This window comes from Streptomyces sp. JNUCC 63, from assembly GCF_054366325.1.
The window spans coordinates 2,171,255-2,193,119 of sequence record NZ_CM135963.1; the positions used below are offsets into that span (position 1 = coordinate 2,171,255).

The following is a 21,865-nucleotide window of genomic DNA, read 5'->3' on the forward strand; positions in this document are numbered from 1 at the left end:
CCCTGTCCGTTCTGTTCGTTCCGGTCCGGCGCGTCCGCAACCGGTGACTCAGCTGGTCATCGCGCGCACCGTCGCGTACACGTCGAACACGGCCAGGGCCAGCGGCACCAGGGTGAGCAGGACGAAGCTTTCCGCGATCTCCAGGAAGCGGCCCCAGAAAGGGGTGACGCCGCGTCGTGGAGTGATCAGGCCGATGGCGGTGACCAGGGCGGCTGCCGCGCCGACGGCGGCCACAAGCCAGACGCTGCGGATGTCGAGGGCGGCGGTGTCGCCCTGCAGTGCGTCGCGCACGTACCCCACGGGCGGGTGCAGTGCGAGGCCGATGCCGAGGAAGGCGAGGGCGGCCAGGCCCGCGGCCAGGGTGGCGGCGACCTGAGTGGTGTAGCGGAACAGACCGGCGCGCATCAGCATCGCCACTCCGGTCGCGAACGCCAGGAGCTGCGCCCAGACGTTGCTGGAGAAGCCGAGGACGATCGACGCACCCACCGAGACGAGGGCGCAGCCGCCGACCAGGCCGACGAGCAGTTCGTGGCCACGGCGGGCCTGCGCCGCGACGCGCTCGGCGTCCACGGGCTCGTGCGCGTTCGGCTCGCCCTCCGAGTAGGCGCCGCGCGAGGGGTTGGGCGCGTCGAAGCCGATGGGCAGCCGCGCGAAGCGCATGGACAGTCCGGGCAGGAAGGCGAGCGCGCCCACGGAGAGCGGGGCGCAGACGGCGGCCGTCTCGATGGGGCTGAGGTTGGTGAGGATCCCGATGAACGTGGTGATCAGCCCGGCTGCGGAAGCGAAGACGAACGCCACGAAGGGCCCGTCACCGCCCGGCGAGACCAGGGTGAGCACGAGGGCGGCGATCAGGACCGCCGCGCAGGCGAGCAGGAACTGGAGCCTTCCGATGCCCTGCCCGTCGGCGAGCGGCAGCAGTCCGGAGCCCGCCACGGCGATGTTCGGCAGTGCGCCCAGGCCCAGGGCGACCGCGGAGCCCCGGTCGTCGTACACCCGCGCGCGTACGCACGCGATGGTGGTCAGGAGCACCCCGGTGACGGCGGCGAGGACGCCCTGAAGGCTGTGCATGTCGTGACGGATCTGCGAGCTCCAGGCCACGAACGCCAGCAGCGCGGGCAGGATGCCGCCCGCGACGAGACCGGCCGCCCGCGTCAGCTCGCCGTTCCACAGCGCCCGGTCGCGGGTGACGGCGGAGGCCACCGCCTCGGAGACGTCGTCGAAGACGGCGGGCGGCAGCGACTCGGCGAACGGGCGCAGCGTGAGCAGCTCGCCGTCGAGGATGCGCTGCACGGCGAATGAGCGGGAGCTGTCGAGGACGGTGCCGTCCCGGCGTACGAGGTGATACCCGACGGGCGCGCCCTCGGCGGGGCTCTGCCGGGCGAGCCGCAGGATCTCCGGGTACAGGTCCGCGACCGGTACGTCGTCGGGCAGTGCCACGTCGATCCGGCTGTCGGGCGCCACGATCGTGACCCTGCAGAAGCCGAACCCGGTGCCCGCCCCGGAAGGGGCTCCGGTGCCGGGTCCGGCGTTCGCCCCGGCTGACACGGAGGCCGTCATGCTCACCTGCTGCTCCCCCTCGTCGGTGGTGGGGCCGGTCGGCACATCGCCGCGCACGCCCGGCCGTGAAAATCATGTGTACGTCCCGGTGGGAGTTCGTGCGGCGCCTTCCTCACTGCCGGGGTCAGCTGCGCCGCCTCATCCGGAAGGTGCAGGAGACACTCGCTTCGAACGTCGCGAATCACCCGATTCCACAGGGCGGTTCGCACCTGCTCACACGTCTCACCCGGCACCCTACCGCCCATCGGTGCCGGTGGTTGTCAGTAGGATCGCGGTTCGCGATCGGCGTCCGCCTGACACGGGGCGGTGGACGGAACTCCTCGGTCGGGCAAGGGAATCGGTGCGCAGTGAGCCATATCGTCGTCAAGCGTCCGCCGCGGGCACTGCCGAAGGACGTGCCCACGGACGAGATCGTGCTGCAACCCCCGCCTGAACTGCCGCGCGGGCAGCAGGAAGGCGCTCTGATGCAGCTCCTGCCCATGCTCGGCATGGGCGGTTCGGTGGTGTTCTTCTTCAACCCGCAGGCCCAGCCCTTCATGAAGATCATGGGCATGGTGATGATCGCCTCCACCATCGCCATGGGCATCTCCATGCTGGTCCGTTACCGCCGCGGCAATCAGGGGCAGTTGGCCGACATCCGCCGCGACTACCTGCGGTACCTGTCGCAGACCCGGCGCACGGCCCTGGACACCGCGCGGGCCCAGCGCGACGCCCAGTACTACCTGCACCCTTCGCCTGAGCAACTCTGGGCGCTGGTCGCCGAGGGCGGCAGGGTGTGGGAGAGGCGCACCGGTGACGAGGATTTCGGGCAGGTGCGCGTGGGTCTCGGCCCGCAGGCCCTGGCCACCCTCCTCGTCCCGCCGGAGACCGCCCCCGTGGATCAGTTGGAGCCCTTGACCGCGGGTGCGATGCAGCGTTTCCTCGCCGCGCACAGCACGCTCGAGGACCTGCCCATGGCGGTCTCGCTGCGCGCCTTCTACCACGTCACGGTCAGCGGCGATCCGACGACCGTACGCGGCACGGCCCGTGCCCTCATCGGCTCCCTCGCCTCGCTGCACTCCCCCGAGGACATGCTCGTCGCCGTCGCCGCCCACCGGGACGCCACACCGGAGTGGGAATGGGCCAAGTGGCTGCCGCACAGCCAGGCTTCGGGCGTCGCGGACGGCGCGGGCAGCCGGCGTCTGATCACGACCGACCCGGCGGAGCTGGAGGACCTGCTCAGCACTCGCCTCCAGGGCCGGCCACGCTTCCACCCAGAAGGACCGCCCGTTCCCGAGCAGCCGCATCTGGTCATCGTGCTCGACGGAGTCTCCCTGTCGCCCACGTCCCTGCTGGCCGCCCCCGAGGGCTTGCAGGGAGTGACGGTCCTGGAAGTCGCGCCCGGTGAGCTCACCTCCGGACGCGGGGACCTCTCCGTCGTGGTCCGTCCGGAGGAACTGCGTCTGGAGTCCGCCCACGGCATGGTCTACGAAGGAACGCCGGACGTCCTGTCGTACGAGGCGGCGGAGGCGCTGGCGCGGCAACTGGCGCCGCTGCGGGTCGCGTCGGGCGGGGACGACGACGAACCGCTGCTCGCCAACCTGGAGTTCACCGATCTGCTGAATCTGGATGACGCGGCCTCCGTCGACCCCAAGCGCACCTGGCGGCCGCGCGCGCAGGCCGAGCGGCTGCGCGTACCGATCGGTGTCGGCGAGGACGGCCGGCCTGTCATGCTCGACCTCAAGGAGGCGGCCCAGGAAGGCATGGGACCGCACGGTCTCTGTGTGGGTGCGACCGGTTCCGGCAAGTCGGAGCTGCTGCGCACCTTGGTCCTCGGCCTGGCCGTGACCCACTCTTCCGAAACGCTCAACTTCGTCCTCGCCGACTTCAAGGGCGGCGCGACGTTCGCGGGCATGGCCCAGATGCCGCACGTCGCGGCCGTCATCACCAACCTCGCCGACGACCTCACGCTCGTCGACCGCATGGGCGACTCGATCCGCGGCGAGCTCAACCGCCGCCAGGAGATGCTCCGCGACGCGGGCAACTACGCCAACATCCACGACTACGAGAAGGCACGCGCGGCCGGCGCACCGCTTCAGCCGATCCCCTCACTCGTCCTGGTGATCGACGAGTTCAGCGAACTGCTGACGGCGAAGCCGGACTTCATCGACATGTTCGTCCAGATCGGCCGCATCGGCCGGTCGCTGGGCGTCCACCTGCTGCTCGCCTCGCAGCGGCTGGAGGAGGGCCGGCTGCGCGGGCTGGAGACCTACCTGTCGTACCGGATCGGTCTGCGCACGTTCTCCGCCGCCGAGTCGCGGGCCGCCCTCGGTGTCCCGGACGCCTACGAGCTGCCGAATGTCCCGGGCTCCGGCTTCCTGAAGTTCGGCACCGACGAAATGGTGCGCTTCAAGGCCGCGTACGTCTCCGGCGTGTACCGCACCAGTTCCCAGCAGGCGGCCGCGCTCGGCGGGCCGCTCCCGGTCGACCGCAGGCCGGTGCTGTTCACGGCGGCCGAGGTCCCGGTGCAGTACGTGCCGGTGCCGCGGCAGCGGGAGGAACCGAAGCGCGACGAGAAGGACGACGCGCTCGCGGACACCGTGCTCGACGTGATCGTGCGCCGGCTGGAGGCCCAGGGCCCGGCCGCGCACCAGGTGTGGCTGCCGCCGCTGGACAGCCCGCCGTCGCTCGACTCGCTGCTGCCCGGGCTCGCCCCGGTGCCCGGCCGCGGCCTGACCCGGCCGGGCCACGAGGGCGCGGGCCGGCTGGTCGTTCCGGTCGGCATCGTCGACAAGCCGTACGAGCAGCGGCGTGATCCCCTGTGGGTCGACTTCGGCGGGGCGGCCGGACACATGCAGATCCTCGGCGGTCCGCAGTCCGGCAAGTCGACGCTGGTGCGCTCCCTGATCGCGTCGTTCGCCCTGACCCACACCCCGCACGAAGTGCAGTTCTACGGGCTGGACTTCGGTGGCGGCGGCATGTCCGCCGTCGCGGGCCTGCCGCACGTGGGCGGCGTGGCCTCGCGACTGGACCCGGAGAAGGTACGGCGCACGACCGCCGAGGTGTACGGCGTGCTGACCCGGCGCGAGGAGTACTTCCGCGCCGCGAACATCTCCTCCATCGCCGAGTTCCGCAGCCGCCGTGCCCGGGGCGACATCTCGGTCGACGACCAGCCGTGGGGCGACGTGTTCCTGGTGATCGACGGCTGGGGCAACTTCCGCTCGGACTACGAGGCCCTGGAGCCGCTGGTGCTCGACATCGCGGCCCGCGGCCTCGGTTACGGCATCCATCTGATCCTCACCGCCTCGCGGTCGATGGAGGTCCGTTCGAACCTGAAGGACCACTTGATGAACCGCCTGGAGCTGCGGCTGGGCGACCCCATGGACTCCGAGTTCGACCGCAAGGTCGCGGCCAACGTGCCGACGGGCGTGCCGGGGCGCGGCCAGACGCCGCAGAAGCAGCACTTCATGGCGGCGGTCCCGCGGATCGACGGCCTGTCCTCCGACACGGACCTGGCGGATGCGACGACGGCCCTGGCGGCCGAGGTGGCGCGTCACTGGGAGCAGCCCGGCGCGCCCGAGGTCCGTCTGCTGCCGCGCCAGTTCTCCGCCGCCCAGCTGCCGCCGGGCGACCGGTTCCCGGACCGGGGCATCGCCTTCGCCCTGGACGAGGACAACCTGGAGCCGGTGTTCGTGGACTTCGACCAGGACCCGTTCTTCCTCGTCTTCGGCGAGAGCGAGTCCGGCAAGTCCAACCTGCTGAAGCTGGTCATCAAGGGGATCACGGAGCGTTACGACGGCGACTCCTGCAAGCTGTTCGTGGTCGACAACCGCCGTTCGCTGCTCGGAGTGACCCCGTCCTCGCACCTGGCGGAGTACATCCCCATGTCGAACCAGATGCAGCATCACATGGACGCGCTGGCCGACCTGATGCAGCGCCGCACGCCGACCTCGGACGTCACGCCCGAGCAACTGCGCGACCGCAGCTGGTGGCGCGGCCCCACGGTGTACGTGATCGTCGACGACTACGACCTGGTCTCCACGTCGAGCGGGAACCCTCTGGCCGGCCTGACGGAGATGCTGCCCTTTGCCCGGGACGTCGGTGTCCGTTTCGTCATCGCCCGCTCCACGGCGGGCGCGAGCCGCGCAGGCTACGAGGCCTTCATGCAGCGCATCAAGGAACTCGGCGCCCAGGGCGTGGTCCTCGCGGGCGACCCTGGTGAGGGAGACCTGCTCGGCGGCGTACGACCGCGTCCGATGCCTGCGGGCCGGGGCGTGTTCGTGTCACGGCGGCAGGGGCGGCCTTTGGTGCAGGTGGGGCTGGTGGACGACTGAGACGTGACCGGCCGGGACTCCGGCGCCTTGCCGGCGGCCGTGCCCGGCTCGCAGGCAAGGCGCCGTCCGTCGTGCATCCGGTGCGTTCGTGTCGCTGTCTCTGTGACGGTGACGTGAAACGACAGCGGGGTGGACGCCTCCCGTGCGCGCCCACCCCGGGGTACCTGCGAGCCGTCGTTCCTAGAGGAAGTAGCTGGCGGCCTGCTTGTCGCCCTCCCTGTAGTCACCGCCGGCCGTGCGCACGACGTTGCTGATGCCGGTCAGAGCGGTGTGGATGTCGTTGGCGTCCTTGTCCCACCTCCGCAGCTTCTCGTCGAAGCCGCTCTGGGCGTCGCCCTCCCAGTACTGCAGGCTCTTCACGACCATCTGCTTGAGCTCGTCCAGATCCTGCCCGAGCGTCTTCGCCTCGTTGCTGATCGTGGTCGCCGCCATCTCGAGCGCGCTGTAAGTAACGCTCATTCCTTCGGCGTTGTTGACCATGTCTGTCTGCCTCGTCTCGCTCGTATGTGTCTGATGGGTGCCGGCTGCCCGGCCGATTCCCTGGAGCCGCCCGTCTCAGTACGAGCTGAAGGGGGAGGTCGCGGGGGCGCCGTCGCGGACGTCGATCTTGTTCACCGACGCGCGCACGGCGTCTTCCTTGGAGTCCTTGATGTTGCGCGTCTTCGTCATCGACTCGATGACCTCGGTGAGAGTCCGGCCGATGCCCACCAGGGACTCGTTGATCTCGCGCTGCTTACTGTCGAACGCGGACCGGCCGATGCCCTGCCACTGCCCCTCGAGGCCGTCGATGACCTGCTGCAGCCCGTGTACACGCTTCCGGATGCCCTCGAACTTCGTGAACATGTCGTTCTGCAGCTTGACTACTGGGTCGTCTACGAGTTTCTGCTTGTCAGCCATGACCTGCAGGCCCTTCCTCTGTCTGTTGTCCGGTCCAACTGTGTCGGCTCACCAGCCGGGTGGCGGTGAGCACGCGTGCGATGCCTTCCGGCACGGTCTCTGTCGAGCCCTGTCCGACGGGCTTGCGAAGCCCGCGGCTCGGGCTGGTCGGCGTCCTCATCCGGCGCGGCGCGCCCGCATGACGGCGAAGCCTCCGCCGCCGATCACGACGGCTGCCGCGGCGGCGCCCAGCGCGATCCAGAGTGTGTTCTTGTCGTTCGGCGACTCCGCGCCTGATCCTGCCGCCGAGGTCTCGCCGCCTGAAGTGTTCTTGGCGGGTTGTGACGAGGCTGATGCAGGGGTGGACGGCTTGCTCTCCTGTGCAGCCTTTTCGCCGTCCTCCGCCACGAGGGGGTTGACGTTCGCGGGACCGGCGTCGTAGTTGGCGTTTTCCAGGACCTTGCGGGGGCGGACAGCCCCGTAGCCTGCGTACTTGCTGGGATTGTCCTTCGGCCACGTACGGCCTGCCGTGTCGATGAGGGACCGCAGGACCTGGTGCGCTGTCCAGTCGGGGTGCGCCGACCAAACCAGTGCCGCCGAGGCGGTCATGAGTGCGGAGGCCGCTGTACTACGGCCTCCATCCTTGCAGTACTGCCGGAACGTCGCATCGCACCACCGCGGCAGGTCGGCTCCGGGAGCAGCCAGGTCGACGTAATTGCCGTACTGAGAGGTCGAAGAGACCTTCCAGGTGTTGTCGCTGGCGGCCACGCCGACCACATGCGGATAAGCGGCGGGGTACTGGGGCTTGTTGCCTTCCTTCGCGTTGTCCCCAGTGCCCGCGATCATCAGGACACCCTTCTTGACCGCGTAGTCGAACGCTGCGTCGCCGACGATCTGGGTGCCGATCACGTACTGATTGCCGATGGTGAAGTCGATGATGTTCGCGCCACTGTCAACGGCGGCCTTCACAGCGGTGGCCAACGGGTAATTGGGGTCCGGGAGTTCGTCATGCCTGATGGCCGGAACACGGATTGGAATGATCTTCGCGCCGGGAGCGAGGCCCTTCAGCCCACCGCCCTTGCCCGTACCCGCGATGAGCTCAGCGGCCGTGGTGCCCTGGCCTGTCGTGTCATTCGTGTCGGTCACGCTGCCCTTGGCGAGTCCGTCCTTGACCAGGGCATCGACTCCTTGGAGGACCTGTCCGCGCAGCGAGGGCGTGTCGGGGTTCACCCCCGTACCGATGACCGCGACCTTGACGCCCTCTCCCGTACTGGCCTTCCACATCTTCTCGGCCTGCATCGGCCCCAAGTACCACTGCTGTGACTGGACGTCGTACGCAGCTGCACTCGGGGCGAATCCCAGACCCGCAGCGGTCAGGGCTCCGACGACCGCGCCGACAGCACACGCGCGCCGCCCGTAACGTGTCCTGAGGAGCGCGGCCCGCTCGACTCGTCGGCTGGTCCCTGACTTCATGGGTTGTGTCCTCGCTCGCGCTCAGTTGACGACCGGCGGCACATCGCGCCGCGGTTTGATGGGCAGATGCGTCTCTTCGTCCTCGACCAGGTAGTCGGGACGCTTCGACCGCTCGGTGCCGCGCCGATCTCCGGGCTTTCCCTGGTTGCCGGGTCCGCGAACCAGGCCGACGCCTCCTCGTGTCATGCCGTTCCGCTCGGCACGGACGGCGGAATTGCGTGCGGCCGGCCTGCCCGTGACGGCCTCGGGCCCTGCCACGCCGCCGCGGGAGTTGGCCGTGCTCGCAGTGGGCCGCCCCGTCGGCTCAGGTACGCCGAAGGCACCACGCTGTCCCGGCCGACCCGCAACAGTCCGCGAGTTGGCCGCTCCCTCGGCCCCGACGACCGTGCCTCGAGGAATCCTCGCTCCGCCTTTCGCCGGCGTCCCGGCAGCAGACGTGGGTCGGCCCCCCACCACGCCGTTCGCGCGTCCTGCACCAGTGGTCGGGCCGATGTCGGCTCGTGGCGCCGCCGGGCCGCCGACCCGCGGGGTCCCACCAGTGACGCCTCCGCCCGGCCAGGACGGTTTTCCCCCGGACGTGGGACCCTTGGCGATCGGCTGGCCGGTCGATACGGCACGGCCCGTCTGGTTCATGGGCCCTCGGCCCTGCGCGGACGCGGGCGTCCTGATTCCCCCGGCTCCGCCTACGCCCTTACCCGGCATGCCGTTGGGAAGGGGGGTCCCGTAGCCGGAGCCGAAGGTACTGACCGGGCCTCCGCCAGAGGTGCCCGTGACGGGCAGGGTGCGGTCGGTCACAGGTGTGGTCGAGGGCGGGGGCAGCGTGCCGACGCTGTCGATGTTCGTCCTCGTATTCGTTCCGACGGGCACATCGGGGTGCGATGTGCTCCCCGGGACATGCGGGGTGGGTGCCGTGGTGTCGACCGGGCCGTGTCCAACGGCGTGGTCGACCGGAGCGCTCGGGGCGTGGTGGCCCGGCACCACATGCGGTCCGGTACCCGTGGCCACGCCCGGTGCCGAGTGCCCGGAAGGGTGGGAGGCCGCCGGCGTGGGCGGAGGAATCCCGACATCGGGCATGTCCTTGAACTCGGGAGCTTTGCTCTGCCAGTCCTTCAGCTGCTCCGTCGACACCGAGTAGTACGACGACAACCTGTTCATCTGGTTGATCGCCTCTTGGCGGTGCTTCTCCGCCTGGACGGCCGCCGTGTAGGCGTCGTTACTGCCGACCTGTTCAGCCTTGGGAAAGTCCCCGGGCGACTGCCGGTCCGTGCGCCGGTCGCGCGGAGGCATGGCTTTGCGTACGGACGCCAGGCCCACGGCAGCGGCCGTGACCTGATCGCCTGCCCCGCCGGCGAAGTCGCTCAGCGCGTGCGTGTTCATGACGAGCGAACGGCCCCACGTGCGGAAGGCGTCGCCGGATTCTCCGACCCAGTGGACGTTCTCGATGTGGCCGCTGAGTTCCGTTGCGGCAGCCTTGATGGCGTCACGCGCTTCCCACAGGGCCTTGCCGGAGGACTCCAGGTCCTCCGGCTTCGTCTGCTCCACCAGGTCGAGCATCTGGTTGAGGTCGTAGTTCTCGAAGCTCGTACGGCCGTGCATGGCCTTCCCGTACGGGGTGGCCTCGACCGCCGAACGCATAGGGCTGACCAAGAGGTCGCTGAAGAGACCACTGCCCCGAGGCCGTTCCTCAAGGCCACGGGCGAAGTCCGTGAACGAGTTCTGCTGAGAAATGCGGTCCAGGTCTGCCTTGTGCTGGTTGTCGGCCATCGTCATGCCTTCAAGTTGGTGCCGTCGCCGTCGCGCTCGCCGCTCTTCGTGGGCTGAAGCGCCCTGATCTCCGCCTGAATCTCCCAGAAACGCCGACGCTGCTCCTCTTCGAGGTTGCCGAAGCCCCGATGCGCGCCCTGAACCGCGATGCCGATCGCCTCGATCTGCAGATGCAGGGTCTTGGAGAGGCTGGTGAGCTTGTCATGGACGGCGTGGTACTGCTCGTACAAGGCGTGCGCCTCGGAGAAGACGCCACCACCGCTGCTCAACGACGCACGGTTGATGATCTGCGCGCTCACCCGCTTCGGGTTGCCGGCCGACGACTCCAGGTCACGCAGAACCGCGTCCACTCGCTTCATGAACGTGGTCAGTGCCTCACCGCCGGCCTCCAGGTTCGCCGCCCTGGCAGCCGACACGCCCCCCACCATGTCCGCCGGTAGCACGGCGCACCTCCCCGTTTCCCCGTATACGCATCGGCCGAGGCCGACCGGTCGCTCTCCGTACGATCGCAAAGCAGGCCGCGCCTCACAACGCGTGCGCCACTCTAGTCAACCGGCACATCGCGACCAACCGTGATTTGCGTCAACTCACTTTCAACGCCCCAAGAGACGCAGTGGTTTGAGTAGTTTTGCCGACGCGCTGTGAAGCGTCCCACACCTCGTCAGATCGCGGGAGTGTGCCACTGCCCATACTCAACGCATGTGCAACAAACGGGTGGAGACACCGCTGCAGTCGTCACCGAGCTTGTGCACGTAAGGATGACGCTCGGGCGGCAACGTGCCTGTCACCTCCCACCGTTGGGTGACCCGGATGCTCGGGAGTGACGACTCCCCCGTCCTTGGAACCTTCACGTCCGACATTGATCGCAGACGGGATTCGGCCCGAGTACGCGGTCCGCCTCGACGCGAGCCACCCCGGCCGCCATCGCCGCCGGGACGAAGCTGATGACGGTGATCGTCGTCATGCCTCGCCGTCCAGCCGCCCGCGTCGCCGCCGCGCGTCCCGCACCGCCACAGCCGTTCCGCTCAGGCCCGCCGCGAGGACCAGGCCGCCGACCGTCACGTATGTGCCCAGGCGCTGGTCGCGTTCGTCGGGGGTCTCGCCGAAGTGCAGGGGGGTTACCGAGGGGGCCTCGGCGCTGATGACGCCTTCCCGGGCCTCGGGGGACTCCACGGGGCGGGCGGGGTCCACGTCCGTCAGGGCCCTGACCGGGTCGACCACGCCCCAGCCGACCAGGCGGTCGTGACCGGCGACCGAGCGTTCCGCGGTCTGTTCGATCTGGGCGACGATCTGCCGGGCCGTCCACTGGGGATACTTGGCCTTCAACAGGGCCGCCACCCCGGCGACGTACGGGGCGGAGAAGCTGGTGCCGTTGCCGGAGCAGTGGCCGCCGCCGGGGACCGTGGAGATCATGTCGACACCGGGGGCCGCGACCCCGACGAACCCGCCCGACTGGGAGAAGGAGGCGCGTTCGTTGTTGCGGTCGGAGGACGCCACCGCGAGGACGCCCTCGAACGACGCCGGGTAGGTGACCTTGACGTTGCCGCCCAGGCCGTCGTTGCCGGCGGAGGCCACCACCACGACCCCCTGGCCGAGGGCGTAGTCGACGGCCTGCTTCAGGCGGAGGTCGGGCTCGACGGCGTTGGCCGTGTCCTGGGAGATGTTGATGACGCCGGCACCCGCGCCCACCGCGTCGCGGATCGCCTGGGCGAGCGTGGCGGCCGTTCCGTCGCCCTCCGCGTTGTTCTGTTTCATCGGGATGATCACGGCGTCCGGTGCCAGGCCCACGAAGCCCGTGTTCCTGGCGGGGCGGGCCGCGATGATCCCGGCCACGCGTGTGCCATGGCCGACGGTGTCGGTGGTTCCCCGGTTGTCGCCGCGGTCGATCTTCTCGCCCTTGGCGTTCTTGGCGGGGAGGTAGTTCCTGCCCTTGGACGCGTCGACGGCGGACTTCAGTTGCGGGTTCTTGACGTCGACTCCCGTGTCGATCACGGCGACTTGGACACCCTTGCCCGTGGACTGCGCCCACAATTCGTCCAGGTTGACCCTCTGCAGCGCCCAAGGGCGGCCCTGGTACGGCTTCGACGGGAACGTGCACTGGCTGTCGTCGGCCCAGGCGACAGCGGTCGGCAGGGCAAGTACGTGGGTCGTCGCCGTGAGCGCGATGGCCGCGGTCAGGGCCGCCGTTCGGGTCGCGGTCCCCGTACGGTTCCGGCGACCGGAGGTGATTGCCTTCAGCATGACGTCTCCTCCGCGGCTACGAGCCCTGCGGCTGCCGCGCCGCGGCCTCCGACAGGCGCGGGCCGGTCGGCAGGAACGTCGACCACTCCGCGGGGACGGGGGTCGGCTTGACCCGTTCGTAGCCGAGCCGGGTCTGGGCGATCTTCGCCTCGTTGAGCGCGGCCTTGCGCTGCTGGGCGGAGGTGCCGATGCCCTTGTCGTCGGTGGCGCTGTCGCTGTTGGACTGCAGGGCGTAGCGCAGGCCCGTGTCGGTCACCAGGAAGACGCCGCCCGCCTGTGTCTCCGTGCCCTGGAACTGGCGGAAGAGCAGGCCCGAGCCGGGGGTGACGTACGCGCTGGAGGAGCCGGTGGGCAGTTGCGCGGGGAAGTCGGTGCTCACCCATGTGGACAGAGTCGTCCTGCCCTGGTCGTCGACGGAGCGCAGGACCGCGCAGACGGTGTTGCGGCCGGAAGTCGTGCGGCCCCCGTCGTTCACTGTTCTCGGTTTGTACGTCGGCCAGTTCTTGTCCCCGGCGAACGCCGTGCTGTCGGTCACCGCGCCGGGGCTGACCTGCTGGGCCTCGCCCGCCTGGCCGACGGCGACCAGGTCACGGCTGTTGAGCAGCAGCGTGGCGGTGAACTCGGAGACGCGGGCCACGCGGCCGGGCAGCACCACGTAGTACTGCATCCGCTGACCGTCGTACGCCTTGATGACCATGCCGACCTTGTCGTACCGGTCGTACTGCTGCAACCCACTGAACGCACCCGCTGTCGCGCCCGGCGGGCCGTCAATCTTCGGGATCGCGATCGGGTCACCCTTGTGAAGGGTCGCGAGCCATTCCTGGGAGACGCGCTGCGGGACACGGCCCTGGGTGTCGAGGGCCTTGAGCAGTTCCTTGTCGGTCGGGTCGGGCAGTTGGTACGCGGAACCGCCCGCGTCGACGACGTACTGGGTCTTCCCGTCGGGCCCGACGACGTACATCAGGTCACCGCCCGAGAGCTTCCCGCTCCCCTCCGTCCTGGACCACTCCTTCTCGGCGAAGACGAACGCCGCCTTCTGGATGGCCCGGCCGCCGTCGCCGGGGCGCTCGCAGACCATCCAGCGCTTGGGTGACTCGGCCTCGCCGGATGTGGGCAGCCGGTCAGGCGCGTAAGGGATGCCGATCGTGGTGCCGTGCGGGGGCTTGCCGCTGTCGAGGACCTTCTCATCGACGGTGATGACGCTGTCCTTGCCCGGATCCAGCAGGAGCTTTGCGGAGGCCATGTTCAGGACCGGGTGCAGCTGGGTCCGTCTGCCCGTCTTCAGCACCACGTAGCGCGTGGTCGACTGGCTGGCGACGATGACGTGTTCCTCGGGCTTGTCCCAGCCCTTGGGCGCCGTCGGGCTGAACAGGCCGATGCCTCCGAACACCGCGAGGACCACCACGCCGACGACGACACCGGGCACTACCGCGCCCAGCGGCTTGGGGGCGCCTTCCTCCGAACCCGACGGCGAGGGCCGGAGGAAGGACGCGAGCATGCGGCGCTTCGCGAAGGTGTAGGCGTTGAGTTCGTCCCGCCGTGATGCCATCTGTTTCCGCTCTCTCCCCGTGCGGAGTCGTGAAGGACTCGTGGGGGCTCGGTGCGCGCACCGGCCCCGGTTCCTCGACTGCCCTCTGGTGCCTCAACTGTCAGCACCGGCACCTACTATGCCTGTTGCGTGGCACTGGCCGCGGCATGGGTAGGGTGCTGAGGCCGTGAGGCGGCCGTGCACGAGTGCTTTCAGGAGAGTTCGGGGGGTTTGGAGTAGTGGCTTCCACAGCACGAACCCGATCGCGATCGCAATCGCGGGCGCGATCCGATGACGTCGGGCAGTCGAGTGCCCGCGATTCCCGCTCCGCCGACCCGTCCGATGCGCCGGCCCGTGGCTCCTTCACCCCTCGACCGAGGTCTCGTTCGGGAGGCGGGGGCTCGTTCGCGCTGCAGCGGCTCGTACTGCTGGAGTTGGCCGTCGCGCTGCTGTTCTGCGGATGGCTGGTGGGGCCGTTCGCGCTCGTGCCCGCGAGCGTCGTCGCCGCCGCCCTCCTGGCACTGGCCTTCGTACGCCGCCGCGGACGCACCTTGACGGAGTGGCTGGGTACCCTGCTCGCGCTGCGGGCTCGCAAGCGGCGGGCCGCGAACACTCCGGTGCCGCCGGGCGTCGAGTCCGGCTTCGCCCCCGCCGTCGAGTGCGAGCCGACCCTGCGTACCTGCTCCTACGGCGGCCGGGACCGACGCCCCGTCGGGATGGTCGGGGACGGGACCTTCCTCAGTGCCGTCGTGCAGGTGGAGGCCGATGTCACGGCGTTGCGGGCCGAGCGGGGGCGGCAGCCGCTGCCGGTCGGGCTGGTTCGGGACGCGCTGGAAGTGGACGGGATACGGCTGGAGTCGGCGCAGATCGTGCTGCACACGCAGCCCGCGCCGGCGCTGCACCTGCCGCAGCACTCGGTGGCCGTGACCAACTACGCGCCGCTGCAGGAGCAGACCGGTGCGCCGGCGGTGCGCATCACGTGGATCGCGCTGAAGCTCGACCCGGAGCTGTGCCGGGAGGCGGTGGAAGCGCGGGGCGGGGGGCTCGTGGGGACGCAGAAGTGCCTTGCGCGGGTTGCCGATCACCTTGCCAGCCGGCTGACGGGGGCCGGGTTCCGTACGACCCTGCTCAACGAGGAGGAGCTGACCGCCGCCATCGCCACGTCCGCGTGTGCCAACCCGCTGGTGACCGCGGAGGCCGGACGGAGCGAGACGCGGGAGCGGCGGACGGAGGAGTCCGGCCGCAGCTGGCGCTGCGACAACCGCCGCCACACCACCTACTGGGTTCGGCGCTGGCCCCAACTGGGCGGCCGCGGCCCGTCCCTGCCGCAGTTCGTGGCGCTGCTCACCAGCGTGCCGGCGCTCGCCACGACGTTCAGTCTCACGCTCTCGCGCGCGGAGCGGCAGGAGACGGCGCTGTGCGGACACGTACGGGTCACCGGGCGCGGTGACGACGAACTGGTGGCCGCACGGCGTGCGTTGGAGGACGTCGCGCGGCAGGCGGGCGCGGGACTCGCTCGTCTGGACCGGGAGCAGGTGCCCGGCATGCTCGCCACACTGCCCCTCGGAGGTGCCCGGTGACCGCCATGACCACGCGGCCGGCCGACCCTTCGGGTGTTGTTCCGCCCTCTGTCGCCGAGCGGATGCGGGGGCGGCTGCGCAGCGGCCTCGGGCTGATCGGTCCGCGGCACGGACGCCACGCGCTCTCCGCGGAGCAGGTGGACGCGCTCGCGCTGCCCATCGGGGACGACGGCGTCGTCATCGGCGTGGACGCCGAGGGGCGGCCCGCCGTCCTGGGGCTCAACCGGCCCACGCCGTACGACGTCGTGCTCATCGGCGGCCTGTGGACGGCGCAGGTCCTGGCCCTGCGCGCGGCGGCCACCGGGGCGCGTGTCGCCGTGGAGACGGGCCGGCCCCAGTCCTGGGTGCAGATGGTGCACGCCATGGGCGGCGGTCAGAACGGCCTGGCCGTGTACGAGGTGGGCCGGGTGCCCCCGCAGGGCTCGTCGGCCGGCACTCCCGTGCTGGTGGTGCGGGACTGCGGCATGCGGCCGCCGCGTGGCCGGGTCGTGTCGGGTCCTTGGCAGTCGGTGCTGACCCTGCTGCCGTACCTGAGTCCGGTGGCCCCTCGGCTGATACGGCAGGCACGGCTCGTCGGCGTCCAGCGGATCTCGCCGGACGAGGCGGCCGACCTCAGTCGCACCATGGTGTTGCCGCGGGCGGACGTGGAGTCCCTGCCGACGCTCGCCGACGGTGTCACGCTGTGGTGCGCCGACCGGGACCGGCAGTACGTGATGACCCAACCCACCGATGCCGAGATCGGGTTGCTGGGCAATCCGCGGCGGATGGACTGAACTTTCCCTTCTCGTCCTTTTCGTTCGGGCCTGGTGTGACGTGGTGGCGGCCGGCCACGTCATGTACCGGGCGGGCGTGACCTGGTGGGCGCGTGTTGGGGGGTGGACGGGCCTGCCGAGGTGTGGCCCGTGGTGATTAGGCTGGGAGCGGGCGCGACGTCAGTACCCGTGGACCAGGCGTCGACGGCCCAGGGGAGGGCCGGTGGATCGGACTGCCTCGCACGACTACGGACGACTCGGAACGACACGACATGGTCGCCCCGGCGGCATGAGGGTGCTCGACCACACCAGGAGGAACTGTGAACAGCGATCGGGACGGGATCCGCGGGGGCTGGGCCACACCCGACGATGACCAGCCCGACGTGGAGTCGGCCACCGAGACGACCGGCGAGTTCACCATCGACTACGCGCCGCCCGCCTGGTACACGCAGAACGCGTCGAGTGGTCCGGGGTCCGGGGTCGGGGAGGCGAAGGCGGAGGAGTCCTCCGGTTCGCCGGCTTCGCCGGGGGCTCCTGCCGCTCCTGTGGGGTCCGCTGTTCCGAGTGGGCCGGTGCCCGGGGTGGCTCCGCCTCCGCCGGCTCCCGCGCCGGGAGCGCCCTTCGCTCCGCCGGCGGCGCCGTACGCACCGCCTCCGGCGTTCCAGCCGGGCGGTGCCTACGCGCCGCCCGCGCCGCCGGAGGGGAACCCGGTGGCCGTGCCGGACCTTCCGGCGGGCAGTGGGTTCGAGCCGCAGGAGCCGGGTGCGGGTTCCGGGGCCGGTGACCTCGAAAGCGGTGCCACCATGCGGATCTCCGCCGGTGCCCTGAAGCGGGAGATCACGGAACGGGCCGGCGCGCGGGGTGACGCACCCGAGCCCGAGGTCCAGGAGGACGAGGCCGTCGCGCCGGCGGAGGGAGAGGACCAGGCCGCGGAGGACGCGGGGTCGGACGAGCCTGGCCCGGAGGGCGAGGCCGAGTCTGCCGACCCCGCCGACGAGGCAGAGGCGGCGGAGACCGTCGCCGAGGTGCCCGGTGACTCCGAGTCCGCCGAGGGCGAGCCGGGTGAGGCCGGGAGCTCCCCGGCTGCGGACACGGATGCGACGGATGCGTCGGAACCCACGGGCGCCGAGGCGGCGGAGACCGGCGACGCGGACGCCGCTTCGGCCGACGCCGAGTCCGCGGGCGGCGGGGCCGAGGAATCCGCTGCCGCGGTCGCTCAGCCTGTCGCGGCCGAGCCCCGGGACGCCGCCGCGCCGCAGGACGCCGTCCCGCAGGGCGCGCCTGCCTCCTGGGCTCCCCCGCCGGTCCCGCAGGGGCCGGTGCCGCCGCTGCCGCCGTCGTACCAGCCCGCCGCGCCCGCTCCGGCGGCCCAGTGGCCCAGCCAGCCGCAGCCCCACCCGGCCGCGCCGACGCAGCCGACGGCTCCGCAGGGGCCGCCCTCCGAACCGGTCCAACAGCCGCCTCTCCAGCCGCAGTCGGCCCCCGCTGCATGGGACCCGACAGCCGCCCCCGCGGCTCCCCAGCCGGGGTACGGCTTCCCGCAGCCCGGCACGCCGGGCGCACCACAGCCGCCCGCCCAGCCACCCATGAGCACCCCTGCGACACCGGCCAACCCCCAGCCGGGGTACGGCTTCCCGCACCCCGGCACGCCGGGCGCACCACAGCCGCCCGCCCAGCCACCCATGAGCACCCCTGCGACACCGGCCAACCCCCAGCCCGGATACGGCTTCCCGCACCCCGGCACGCCGGGCGCACCACAGCCGCCCGCCCAGCCACCCATGAGCACCCCTGCGACACCGGCCAACCCCCAGCCCGGATACGGCTTCCCGCACCCCGGCACGCCGGGCGCACCACAGCCGCCCGCCCAGCCACCCATGAGCACCCCTGCGACACCGGCCAACCCCCAGCCCGGATACGGCTTCCCACAGCCCGGCACGCCGGGCGCACCACAGCCGCCCGCCCAGCCACCCATGAACACCCCTGCGACACCGGCCAACCCCCAGCCCGGATACGGCTTCCCACAGCCCAGCGCCCCGGAAGCGCCGTCCGCGCCGTCGGCTCAGCCGCCGGCGCAACCTCCTGTCCAGGGTCCGCCGGCCGCGGGTCAGCCGAACGGCTACGGCTTCCCCCAGTCCCAAGGCACCCCCAACCCGCCCGCCCCGCCCAGCGGTTACGGCTTCCCGCAGCCGCCCCAGCAGCCCGGCCCGGCTCAGGCTCAGCAGCCCGTCGATCCTCGGCTCGGGGCCAGTTGGCCGCAGCCGGTGCAGCACGATCAGCGGCAGCCGACCAATCCGGGGGCCGCGCCGCTCGGTTACACGGCGGCCGTGGAGCTGTCCTCCGACCGGCTGCTCAACAACAAGAAGCAGAAGGCCCGTAGCGGCCGTCCGACCGGTCCCGGGCCCCGGTTCAGGATCGGTGGAAAGAAGGAGGAGGCCGAGCGGCAGCGGAAGCTGGAGTTGATCCGTACGCCGGTGCTGTCCTGCTACCGGATCGCCGTGATCAGCCTCAAGGGCGGTGTCGGCAAGACGACCACCACCACCGCGCTCGGCTCCACGCTCGCCACCGAGCGGCAGGACAAGATCCTCGCCATCGACGCCAACCCGGACGCCGGTACGCTCGGCCGCCGGGTGCGCCGGGAGACCGGGGCCACCATCCGTGACCTCGTCCAGGCGATCCCGTACCTCAACTCCTACATGGACATCCGGCGGTTCACGTCCCAGGCGTCCTCCGGGCTGGAGATCATCGCCAACGACGTCGACCCGGCCGTGTCCACGACGTTCAACGACGAGGACTACCGCCGCGCGATCGGCGTGCTGGGCAAGCAGTACCCGATCATCCTCACCGACTCCGGCACGGGTCTGCTCTACAGCGCCATGCGCGGTGTGCTCGACCTCGCCGATCAGCTCATCATCATCTCCACGCCGTCCGTGGACGGTGCGAGCAGCGCCAGTACGACGCTGGACTGGCTGTCCGCGCATGGATACGCCGACCTGGTCGCGCGCTCCCTCACCGTGATCTCCGGTGTGCGCGAGACCGGCAAGATGATCAAAGTGGAGGACATAGTCTCCCACTTCGAGACCCGTTGCCGCGGGGTCGTCGTGGTGCCCTTCGACGAGCATCTGGCCGCCGGTGCCGAGGTCGACCTGGACATGATGCGGCCGAAGGTGCGGGAGGCGTACTTCAACCTCGCGGCGATGGTCGCCGAGGACTTCGTACGGCACCAGCAGTCGCACGGGCTGTGGACGTCCGACGGCAACCCGCCGCCGGTCGCGGCCCCACCGCTGCCGGGTCAGCCGCTTCCGGGACAGCCCTATCCGGGACAGCCCTACCAGGCGCAGCCGGGACAGCCGGTTCCGGGACAGCACTACCAGGCGCAGCCGGGACAGCCGGTTCCGGGACAGCCCGTCCCGGGACAGTTCGCTCCCCAGCAGCCCGGGCAGCCTGTCCCTGGTCAGCCGTACCCCGCCCAGCCGGACCAGCCCGGGCAGCCCTACCCTCCGCACCAGTACCCGCAGCACCCGCAGGGCCAGACCCCGCCCCCTCCCCCACCCCAGCAGTAACCCGTCGCATCCCCTCCGGGCCCGCGCCGTTCGCCGACGGCGCGGGCCTTCGCGCGTTCGCAGTCAGAACCGGTCGGATTCCACCGCCACGCTCTCACCTGCAAGGCGTCAGTGGTCTCCACCAATGGGAGCAACAGAGCGACACACTTGTTGTTTCCGCAGGCCACATGGGGTTTGACATACCGTTGACGCGCGCAGACTGCCGCTGATAGACACTCACTTCATTCCGCCGGCGTCACCCGATCAAGCCCGTTCAAGCCCGCCACGCAGGAGGCGCAAACCGCCTCCTGCGTGCGATGACGCGAGGTCACCGAGCCATGAAGACACATGATCAGCACGGCAGAGGACGTACCGGCCCCCGTCTGAAGGGAATCCGGCTCCTCACCGCGGGCGCGGCCGCCCTCGTCCTCACGGCCGGGCTCGCGACCCCGTTCGCCCCGGCCGCGCCGCAGGCCCGTGCCGCGGAGAGCGCGCAGGGCAAGGAGGGCAAGAAGGTCCTCACCGTCGCCGTCGCGCAGAGTGTCGACTCACTCAGCCCGTTCCTGGCGGGACGGCTGCTCAGCACGAGCGTCCACCGCCTGATGTACGAGTACCTGACCAACTACGACCCCAAGGACGCCCACGTCGTCCCCGCCCTGGCCACCAAGTGGGAGTCGTCGCCGGACAAGCTGACCTGGACGTACACGATCCGCTCCGACTCCAAGTGGTCGGACGGACGGCAGGCCACCGCCGAGGACGCGGCGTGGACGCTCAACAAGATGATGACCGACGAGGGCGCGGCCACCGCCAACGGCAACTTCGTCACCAACTTCGCGGAGGTCACCGCACCCGGCCCCACCAAGCTGGTGATCCGGCTGAAGAAGCCGCAGGCCACGATGACCGCGCTCGACGTGCCGATCGTGCCCAAGCACATCTGGGACAAGGTCACGGACTTCTCGAAGTTCAACAACGACAAGAGCTTCCCGATCGTCGGGAACGGGCCGTTCGTCCTCACCGGCTACAAGCCCGACAGCTATGTGCGGCTGGAGGCCAACAAGAGCTTCTGGCGCGGTGCGCCCAAGTTCGACGAGCTGGTCTTCCGCTACTACAAGGACCAGGACGCGGCCGTCGCCGCCCTGCGCAAGGGCGAGGTCTCCTTCGTGGCCGGCTCACCGGCCCTGACGCCTGCTCAGGCCGCCTCGCTCAAGGGCGAGAAGAACATCCACGTCAACGAAGGCCCCGGCCGCCGCTTCTACGCGCTGGCCACCAACCCGGGCGCACAGGCCAGGAACGGCACGAAGTTCGGTGACGGCGATCCGTCGCTCAAGGACGAGCGGGTGCGGCACGCCCTGTTCATGGCGGTGGACCGGCAGACCATCGTCGACAAGGTCTTCCAGGGTCACGCGGTCGAGGGCCAGGGCTACATCCCGCCGCGCTACTCGTCGTACTTCTGGAAGCCGTCGGCGAGCCGGCAACTGGCGCACGACCCGGCGAAGGCCGCCGAGCTCCTCGACCAGGCGGGCTACAAGAAGAACGCCGCCGGCAAGCGCGTCGGCAAGGACGGCAAGCCGCTGAACTACCGCGTGCTGTGCCACGCCACCGACCCCAACGACAAGGCGGTGGGCAAGTACCTGCAGGAGTGGTGGGGCGAGCTCGGCATCGGGATCAGGCTCGACTGCCTGGACAACGTGACCGACCCGTGGCTGGCGGGCAAGTACGACCTGGCCTTCGACGGCTGGTCGGTCAACCCGGACCCCGACTACGTGCTCTCCATCCACACCTGCGCCGCGCTCCCGGCGACTCCCAAGGACACCGGCGCCACCGACAACTTCATCTGCGACAAGACGTACGACGAGCTGTACGCCCAGCAGCTCGCCGAGTACGACCCCGCCAAGCGGACGGACCTGGTCAAGCAGATGCAGTCGCGGCTGTACGACCTCGGGTACATGAACATCATGGCCTATCCGAACGCGGTCGAGGCCTACCGCACGGACCAGATCAAGTCCATCACCACCATGCCGGCCAAGGCGGGGAACATCTACGGGCAGGACGGCTACTGGAGCTGGTGGTCGGCCGTTCCGGCGAACTCCGACGACTCCTCGGGCAGTTCCACGTCCACGGGCGTCGTCATCGGGATCGTGGCGGGTGTCGTCGTCCTCGTCGGCCTCGCGGTGCTCTTCGCGATGCGCCGCCGGGCCACGACGGAAGACCGTGAGTAGACAGTGAGTGGAACAGTCAGTGA

At 70.5% G+C, this 21,865-nt stretch carries 13 protein-coding genes; 5 read left to right on the forward strand and 8 right to left on the reverse strand.

All coding sequences use genetic code 11. The annotated features are described in order from the left end of the window. Positions 1-48: 48 nt before the first annotated feature. Positions 49-1,557, reverse strand: a complete 1,509-nt coding sequence (gene eccD, locus ACX25U_RS09750) for a type VII secretion integral membrane protein EccD (protein ID WP_454394186.1) — start codon at positions 1,555-1,557, stop codon at positions 49-51. Positions 1,558-1,904: 347 nt separating this feature from the next. Between eccD and eccCa the strand changes: the two genes are divergently transcribed. Continuing rightward, positions 1,905-5,870 carry a type VII secretion protein EccCa gene (gene eccCa / locus ACX25U_RS09755; protein ID WP_454390621.1) on the forward strand — a complete coding sequence of 1,322 codons (3,966 nt, stop codon included), beginning with the start codon at positions 1,905-1,907 and terminating at the stop codon, positions 5,868-5,870. Between the two features lie 180 nt (positions 5,871-6,050). On the opposite strand, the gene ACX25U_RS09760 is transcribed toward eccCa, so the two are convergent. The 7 genes from ACX25U_RS09760 to eccB form a co-directional block, all read right to left on the reverse strand. Further along, positions 6,051-6,329 (reverse strand): WXG100 family type VII secretion target, encoded by a 279-nt coding sequence (locus ACX25U_RS09760; RefSeq protein ID WP_454390622.1) that lies wholly within the window; start codon positions 6,327-6,329, stop codon positions 6,051-6,053. Positions 6,330-6,425: 96 nt separating this feature from the next. Beyond that, entirely contained in the window at positions 6,426-6,767 is a 342-nt protein-coding gene (locus tag ACX25U_RS09765; RefSeq protein ID WP_454390624.1) for a WXG100 family type VII secretion target, read from the reverse strand. Positions 6,768-6,923: 156 nt separating this feature from the next. Continuing rightward, positions 6,924-8,108, reverse strand: a complete 1,185-nt coding sequence (locus tag ACX25U_RS09770) for a S8 family serine peptidase (protein ID WP_454394188.1) — start codon at positions 8,106-8,108, stop codon at positions 6,924-6,926. Between the two features lie 132 nt (positions 8,109-8,240). Next, entirely contained in the window at positions 8,241-9,989 is a 1,749-nt protein-coding gene (locus ACX25U_RS09775) for a hypothetical protein (protein ID WP_454390626.1), read from the reverse strand. Next, a complete protein-coding gene (locus tag ACX25U_RS09780) occupies positions 9,986-10,399 on the reverse strand; it encodes a hypothetical protein (protein ID WP_454390628.1) in 414 nt (137 codons plus the stop codon). Before ACX25U_RS09780 ends, ACX25U_RS09775 begins: the two co-directional genes overlap by 4 nt. Positions 10,400-10,943: 544 nt before the next feature. Then, the gene (mycP, locus tag ACX25U_RS09785) at positions 10,944-12,224 is read right to left on the reverse strand and encodes a type VII secretion-associated serine protease mycosin (RefSeq protein ID WP_454390630.1); all 1,281 of its coding nucleotides are present in this window, start codon (positions 12,222-12,224) and stop codon (positions 10,944-10,946) included. Between the two features lie 16 nt (positions 12,225-12,240). After that, positions 12,241-13,773, reverse strand: a complete 1,533-nt coding sequence (gene eccB / locus ACX25U_RS09790; RefSeq protein WP_454390632.1) for a type VII secretion protein EccB — start codon at positions 13,771-13,773, stop codon at positions 12,241-12,243. A 218-nt stretch (positions 13,774-13,991) separates the two neighbouring features. On the opposite strand from eccB, the gene eccE reads away from it, so the two are divergent. The 4 genes from eccE (at position 13,992) to ACX25U_RS09810 (ending at position 21,842) form a co-directional block, all read left to right on the forward strand. Beyond that, positions 13,992-15,332, forward strand: a complete 1,341-nt coding sequence (eccE, locus tag ACX25U_RS09795) for a type VII secretion protein EccE (RefSeq protein ID WP_454390634.1) — start codon at positions 13,992-13,994, stop codon at positions 15,330-15,332. 5 nt (positions 15,333-15,337) lie between these two features. Next, positions 15,338-16,105, forward strand: coding sequence for a hypothetical protein (locus ACX25U_RS09800; protein ID WP_454390636.1), 768 nt, complete (start codon positions 15,338-15,340; stop codon positions 16,103-16,105). Between the two features lie 299 nt (positions 16,106-16,404). Next, complete coding sequence (locus tag ACX25U_RS09805; RefSeq protein ID WP_454390638.1) at positions 16,405-19,644, forward strand: SCO5717 family growth-regulating ATPase; 3,240 nt, start codon at positions 16,405-16,407, stop codon at positions 19,642-19,644. 317 nt (positions 19,645-19,961) lie between these two features. Beyond that, complete coding sequence (locus ACX25U_RS09810; protein ID WP_454390640.1) at positions 19,962-21,842, forward strand: ABC transporter substrate-binding protein; 1,881 nt, start codon at positions 19,962-19,964, stop codon at positions 21,840-21,842. The last annotated feature ends 23 nt before the right edge of the window (positions 21,843-21,865 follow it).